Origin of the sequence: Micromonospora sp. NPDC005215, from assembly GCF_040607915.1 — a bacterium.
Classification (GTDB): domain Bacteria; phylum Actinomycetota; class Actinomycetes; order Mycobacteriales; family Micromonosporaceae; genus Micromonospora.
Genome location: NZ_JBEXHQ010000097.1, coordinates 1 through 6,870 on the forward strand (window position 1 = coordinate 1; position 6,870 = coordinate 6,870).

6 protein-coding genes are annotated in these 6,870 nt (G+C 73.5%); 5 read left to right on the plus strand and 1 reads right to left on the minus strand.

The window, feature by feature from the left end:
- Positions 1 to 1,212 (minus strand): hypothetical protein (locus ABZU25_RS34165; RefSeq protein WP_355033494.1); only part of this gene is annotated, 1,212 nt, incomplete at its 3' end.
- A 155-nt stretch (positions 1,213 to 1,367) separates the two neighbouring features.
- Between ABZU25_RS34165 and ABZU25_RS34170 the strand changes: the two genes are divergently transcribed.
- The 5 genes from ABZU25_RS34170 (at position 1,368) to ABZU25_RS34190 (ending at position 6,703) form a co-directional block, all read left to right on the plus strand.
- Complete coding sequence (locus tag ABZU25_RS34170; protein WP_355033495.1) at positions 1,368 to 2,267, plus strand: TatD family hydrolase; 900 nt, start codon at positions 1,368 to 1,370, stop codon at positions 2,265 to 2,267.
- A 46-nt stretch (positions 2,268 to 2,313) separates the two neighbouring features.
- Positions 2,314 to 3,183 (plus strand): 16S rRNA (adenine(1518)-N(6)/adenine(1519)-N(6))-dimethyltransferase RsmA, encoded by an 870-nt coding sequence (gene rsmA / locus ABZU25_RS34175; RefSeq protein ID WP_355033496.1) that lies wholly within the window; start codon positions 2,314 to 2,316, stop codon positions 3,181 to 3,183.
- Between the two features lie 86 nt (positions 3,184 to 3,269).
- Complete coding sequence (locus ABZU25_RS34180; RefSeq protein ID WP_355033497.1) at positions 3,270 to 4,220, plus strand: 4-(cytidine 5'-diphospho)-2-C-methyl-D-erythritol kinase; 951 nt, start codon at positions 3,270 to 3,272, stop codon at positions 4,218 to 4,220.
- 120 nt (positions 4,221 to 4,340) lie between these two features.
- Positions 4,341 to 6,146 (plus strand): ABC-F family ATP-binding cassette domain-containing protein, encoded by a 1,806-nt coding sequence (locus tag ABZU25_RS34185; RefSeq protein WP_355033498.1) that lies wholly within the window; start codon positions 4,341 to 4,343, stop codon positions 6,144 to 6,146.
- A 101-nt stretch (positions 6,147 to 6,247) separates the two neighbouring features.
- Positions 6,248 to 6,703, plus strand: coding sequence for a DUF4383 domain-containing protein (locus ABZU25_RS34190; protein WP_355033499.1), 456 nt, complete (start codon positions 6,248 to 6,250; stop codon positions 6,701 to 6,703).
- Positions 6,704 to 6,870 lie beyond the last annotated feature (167 nt).

The following is a 6,870-nucleotide window of genomic DNA, read 5'->3' on the forward strand; positions in this document are numbered from 1 at the left end:
GGTCACCTCGGCGCCCGGCGCCCAGGTCTCGTAGACCCCCCGTTCGTGGCACTGCGCGCCGGTCGCGACCACCGCGTCCGGGTTCGGGTGGCGCAGCCGCACCCGCAACCAACCGGCCTCCTCCCGCAGCACCAGGCACGGCACGCCCCGCCACTGGGCGAACCGGACCCGGCGGACCACCGCGCTCACCGGGTAACGGGCCGCCCGGGTCATCGCCAGCACCCGGAACCCGCCGGGCAGGTCGGCCACCGCCTCGTACTCGTTGTCGCCGAACCAACCGACCAGTTGGGTGGAGCGCGGCGCGTCGGCGTTCGGCACGTACTCCTGGTCCGGAGGGAGGCCCGGCACCGCGGCCAGCAGGTGCCGCCACTGCGGGCCCACCATCCGCAGCCAACCGCGCTGCTCGGCCTGGAAGGTGTAGAGCACCACCTCCACCCCCTCCGCCGGATAGGCGATCAGGGCGGCGTTCGCCGGCATCGGCAGGTCGGCGAAGTCGCGGGTGATGAACTCCGGGACGAGCTGACCGTTGCTCGGCACGAAGCCCGTGCCCAGCACCGGAGCGCCGAGCCGGTCCCGGGATCCCAGCGCGGTCAGGCCGCGGTGTGCCTCGCCCACCGGCACGTCGTAGTCGCCCGGGTCGGACGCCCGCCAGCGCAACACGTACGCCACCTCCGGACCGTCCCTGCTGACCTCACCGTCGGTACGCAGCACCGTCGTCGTCGCCGGCGTACGCAGGTGCGCCACGTCATGCTCGCGGTAGCAGAAGCCGTGCGGCAACCAGCCCCGGACGTACCCGGCGAGCTGTTGGGCGGAGAGGATCTTCACCATCCGGGTGCCCCGCCGGACCACCGCCGACGCCCGTGCCGCGGCCAGCGTCGGGTCACCCGCCGCGGCCGGCTGCTGGCTGAGCTGGTGCAGGTACGCCCAACCCCGCTCGCGGTGCGCGGGCATCATCAGCGGCGTCTCCGGCTCGTCGGCTGGCTCCGTGCCGCCGTGCACCGCTGTCACCTCGGTGACGTGCACGAACCGGTGCCACGGCAGGGCGCTGCCCGGTCGGGGCGCCCACTCGAAACCGGCCACCTCGTCGGCGCTGAACAGCTCGTACGCGGCGCCGCGGGAAATCTCCTCGGCCGGGTAGACACCCCCGCCGAACGCCACGTGCAGCCCGGTTCGTTCTCCGGCCGCGCCGCTCGCGTGGGGTGTGACGCTCACGCCGCCGCCTCGCTCCGCTCGGCAGCGGCGCGAGGCGCCACGCCGCTGTGCCTCCTGGTTCGCTCGCTGCGCTCGCTCACCCGGCGACGGTAGAGTCGCGCGGCGTAGTCGGGGTGAACGTCGGGTGGCGGGCAGATGGACAGGCCCGGTGTGTGATGCTGTCGCTGATGAGCGAGCCCACTGAATCCCGTCGAGAGCGTGCCGCCCGGCGGGCCGGAGAGTTTCCGCCCGCCCCCGAGCCGCTGCCCCGGCCGGTGCTGGACAGCCACACCCACCTGGACATCACTGTCAGCGAAGCCGGTGTGCCCGGCGGCGGGCCGGCCGACGACCCGGTTGCCGTGGCGGTCGCGTTGGCCACCAGGGTCGGCGTGGACCGGCTGGTCCAGGTGGGGGTCGACGTCACCTCCTCGCGGTGGGGCGCGGACACCGCCGACCGGTATCCCGCAGTGCTGGCCACAGTGGCGCTGCACCCCAACGAGGCGCCCCGGCTGCACAACCTCGACGAGGCGCTGCGGGAGATCGAGTCCCTCGCCGCCCGCGACCGGGTGCGGGGGATCGGCGAGACCGGCATGGACTTCTTCCGGACCGGCGACGAGGGGCGTGCCGCGCAGGAGGCCAGCTTCCGGGCGCACATCGCCATCGCCAAGCGGTACGACAAGGCGCTTGTCATCCACGACCGGGACGCCCACGCCGACGTGTTGCGGATCCTCGACGACGAGGGTGCTCCGGACACGGTGGTGCTGCACTGCTTCTCCGGTGACGCCGAGTTCGCCAGCGAGTGCGTCCGCCGCGGCTACCTGCTCAGCTTCGCCGGCACCGTCACCTTCGGCAGCGCCGCCGCGCTGCGCGAGGCCGCCGCGCTCACTCCGGTGGACCAGCTGCTTGTGGAGACCGACGCCCCGTACCTCACGCCGACGCCGCACCGGGGCCGACCGAACGCCTCGTACCTGATCCCGCTCACCGTCCGCGCGCTCGCCGCGACCACCGGCAGCGACCTGGACGAGCTGTGCGCGGCCATCTCCGCCACCGGCGACCGGGCCTTCGGTCCGTGGTGAGCCCGGCCCGACGGCCGGCCCCGACGCCGCCGTTACGCTGCCAGCCATGACCGGTCTCCTCGGCCCGGCGGAGATCCGGGAACTCGCCGCCCGGCTGGGCGTCGCGCCCACCAAGAAGCTGGGCCAGAACTTCGTGCACGACCCGAACACCGTCCGCCGGATCGTCACCGCCGCCGGGCTGACCCCCGACGACGTGGCCCTGGAGGTCGGCCCCGGGCTCGGTTCGCTGACCCTGGGGCTGCTGCCGGTCGCCGGGCACGTGCACGCCGTGGAGATCGACCCGGTGCTCGCCGGGGCGCTGCCGGAGACCGTCGCCCGGCACGCCGGAGCGGACGCCGGCCGGCTCACCGTGCACCGGGCCGACGCGCTGCGCGTCGACGCCGCCGAGCTGGCCGACCCACCGCCGACCGCGCTGGTGGCGAACCTGCCCTACAACGTGGCGGTGCCGGTGGTGCTGCACCTGCTCGCGGTGCTGCCCACCCTGCGGCACGGCCTGGTCATGGTGCAGAAGGAGGTCGCCGACCGGCTGGTCGCAGGCCCCGGCTCCAAGGTGTACGGCATCCCGTCGGTCAAGCTCGCCTGGTACGCCCAGGCCCGAGGCGCCGGGCGGGTGCCCCCGAACGTGTTCTGGCCGGTGCCCAACGTCGACTCCGGTCTGGTCGCCTTCAGCTGCCACGAACCACCCCGCACCGACGTACCGCGGCAGCAGGTCTTCGCCGTTGTCGACGCGGCGTTCGCGCAGCGCCGCAAGACGCTGCGCGCCGCCCTGGCCGGCTGGGCCGGCGGCCCGGACCGCGCCGCCGCCGCCCTCACCGCGGCCGGCGTCGACCCCGGCGCCCGGGGAGAGTCCCTGACCGTCGAGCAGTTCGCCGCCATCGCCGCGTCGGCTCCGGCCGGTACGCGGGCCGCGAAGTAGGCTGACGCCGTGCCTGCCGAGGACGCCGAGGAGCTGATCGTGGCCATGCCGTTCGACATCCGCCTGCACGTGCGGGACATCACCCTGTGACCGAGGCCTGGCGACCGGACGGCGAGGACGAGCGGCGTGGGGCCATCGGGCCGGTGAAGGTCCGGGTGCCCGCGAAGGTCAATCTGCACCTCGGGGTCGGTCCGCTGCGCCGCGACGGCTACCACGAGCTGAACACCGTCTACCACGCCATCTCGATCTACGACGAGTTGACGGCCCGCCGGGGCGACACGCTCGCCCTGACCATGGAGGGCGAGGGCACCGGCGAGCTGGCGCTGGACGACAGCAACCTGGTGATCCGCGCCGCGCACGCTCTCGCCGGGTACGCCGGGGTGCTGCCGCACGCCCGACTGCACCTGCGCAAGCAGATCCCGCTCGCCGGTGGGCTGGCCGGTGGCAGCGCCGACGCGGCTGCCGCCCTGGTGGCCTGCGACGCGCTCTGGGGCACCGGGCTGTCCCGCGACGAGCTGGCCGGGATCGCCGCCGACCTGGGCTCCGACGTGCCGTTCCTGATCTACGGCGGCACCGCGCTGGGCACCGGCCGGGGCGAGGCGATCAGCCCGGTGCTGGTCCGCCCCACCTCCTGGCACTGGGTGGTGGCGATCGCCGACGTCGGCCTGTCCACCCCGGCCGCGTACCGGGAGTTGGATCGGCTGCGCGAGGCCGGCGCCGCCGGTGCACCGTTGGGCAGCACCGACGGGCTGCTGGGCGCGCTGCGCCAGCGGGACCCCCGGGTGCTGGCCCGGACGCTCGGCAACGACCTCCAGGACGCCGCGCTGGCCATGCGCCCGGCGCTCGCCGACACGCTCAAGGCGGGAGAGGCAGCCGGTGCGCTCACCGGCATCGTCTCCGGTTCCGGGCCAACCTGCGTGTTCCTCGCCGCCGACGCGGCCGACGCGGAGCGGATCGCCGCCGAGCTGACCGCTGCTGGCGTGTGCCGGGAGGCGCGGGTCGCGCACGGTCCGGTCGCCGGCGCCCGCGTCGCCTGACGGCGCGTCCCAGCGGGCCCGCGGGCGCGCGGCGCGGGCAGCGAGGGCGTCCGCGTACCCTTGGGTCAGGCGTCCAGGTGCCCGCCGGCACCCGGACGCCTTGATCATGAAGGGTGGAACGTGGCGAACATCGTCAATCTGGACCGGGTGTCCAAGGGGTACGGCGCGGCAGGGCGGCTGCTCACGGACGTCTCGCTCGGCCTGGACGACGCCGACCGGATCGGCGTGGTCGGCCTCAACGGCGCCGGCAAGTCCACCCTGCTGCGGCTTCTCACGAAGCAGGAGGACCCCGACGACGGCCGGGTGACCCACCGCCGTGACCTCCGCGTGCTCTGGCTGCCGCAGCAGCTCACCCTCGCCCCCGACGCCACCGTCCGGGATGTCGTGCTCGGCACCGCCTGGCTGAACGAGGGCATGGGCGCCGAGCACGAGTGGGCCGGCGACGCCGGGGTGCGGGGCATCCTCGACGGCCTTGGCATGCCGCACCTTGGCCTTGACCAGCCGGTCGGCCCGATGTCCGGTGGCGAACGGCGACGGGTGGCGCTCGCCGCGCTGCTCGTTCGCGACTCCGACCTGCTCATTCTCGACGAGCCCACCAACCATCTCGACGTCGGCGGCGTCGACTGGCTGGCCCGGCACCTGGTGGGGCGCAAGGGCGCCCTGGTCGTGGTCACGCACGACCGGTGGTTCCTGGACGCGGTCTGCACCAACACCTGGGAGGTCGCCGACCAGACCGTCCGCGCCTACGAGGGTGGTTTCGCCGCCTGGACCCTCGCCCGCGCCGAGCGCGAACGTGTCGCCGCCGCGACCGAGGCCCGCCGGCAGAACCTGCTCCGCAAGGAGATCGCCTGGCTGCGCCGTGGGCCGCCGGCCCGGACCTCCAAGCCGCAGTTCCGCATCGACGCCGCGAACGCGCTGATCGCCGACGTGCCGCCGGCGCGCGACACCATGTCCCTTCAGCGCATGGCCACCTCCCGCCTCGGCAAGCAGGTGTACGACCTGGAGAACGTCGAGCTGCACGCCGGCCCGAAGGAGATCCTGCGCGACGTCACCTGGCAGGTTGGCCCGGGTGACCGGATCGCCATCCTCGGTGCCAACGGCGCCGGCAAGACCACGCTGCTGCGGATGCTCGCCGGCATCACCCGCCCCGACGGTGGTCGCCTCGGCACCGGCTCCACAGTGCGGCCCGCGTTCCTGTCGCAGGAGCTTACCGAGCTGCCGGGGCACCTGCGGGTGCTCGAAGCCGTCGAGGAGGTCGCCCGCCGGGTGCAGCTCGGTGACCGGGAGGTCTCCGCCGCGCAGCTCGCCGAGGTGTTCGGCTTCGACGACCGGCGGCTCTGGACCCCGGTCAGTGATCTCTCCGGTGGGGAACGCCGCCGGTTGCAGATGCTGCGGTTGCTCGCCGGCGAGCCCAACGTGCTGCTCTTCGACGAGCCCACAAACGACCTGGACACCGACACCCTCGCCTCGCTGGAGGACCTGCTCGACTCGTGGCCCGGCACGATCATCGTGGCGAGCCACGACCGCTACCTCATCGAGCGGGTCACCGACACCGCGTACGGGATGTTCGGCGACGGCCGGCTGGTGCACCTGCCGGGCGGTGTCGACGAATACCTCGCCCGGACCGCGGAGCGGGCCGGCTTCTCGCGGGCGGGCGTCACCTCGCCCTCCGCGCCCGCTGCTCCCTCGGGAGGCGGCCGGTCCGCCGCCGAGGTCCGCCAGGCCCGCAAGGAGTTGACCCGACTGGAACGGCAGCTCAGCAAGCTCGATCAGCGCGAGACCACCCTGCTCGGCCAGCTCGCGGCGGACGCCACCGACTATGCCCGGGTCGCCGACCTGGACACTCAGCTCAAGGATCTGCGCGCCGAGCGGGAGCGGATCGAGGAGACCTGGATGACGCTCGCCGAAGAGCTTCCCGAGACCTGACCGGGCCGGACGCACCGGCCCGGGGGCCGTGTGCGGCGTCACACCGCCACATGCGGGACAATCGTCGGCGACACCTACCCCACGGCGTTGGAGACTCAGACATGGCCCACACCCCCGTCAACCACCCCGCGCGGCCGATCTACCGGGCGATCGGCGGGCTGACCGGTCTGTACCTGGTGGTCTTCGGTGTGCTCGGCATCATCACGAGCACCGGCAACGAGATCCTCGCCCAGGATGACACCCGGGTCCTCGGTCAGGGCACGAACCTCGCCTTCTCGCTGCTCAGCGTGCTGCTCGGGATCGTCGTGCTGGTCGGCACCGCGCTCGGCCGCAACATCGACGTGGCGATCAACCAGTGGCTGGCGTACGCCCTGATGGTGATCAGCCTGGCCAGCCTCGCCTTCATCCGGACCGACGCCAACATCCTCAACTTCAGCATCGTCACCGTCATCGTCGTGATGGCCGTCGCCCTGGTGCTGCTCATGGTCGGGATGTACGGCAAGGTCGGGTCGCAGGACGAGGCGGAGGCTTTCCACAAGGCTCGGCTGGTTCTCTGATTTTCTCTGGTTGCGGCAGTGGGTTTTCGCCGGAGCCCGAGCTGCTCCGGGCGGTCAGGCTTGATCCCTGCGCAGCTCGGGCCGGGTGCCCGGACTGCGCCCGGCGGAGGCGTCCCGGCTCCGCGACCGGCTCACCGCGCTCGGCGAAGACCGGGCGGAGGGGCTGT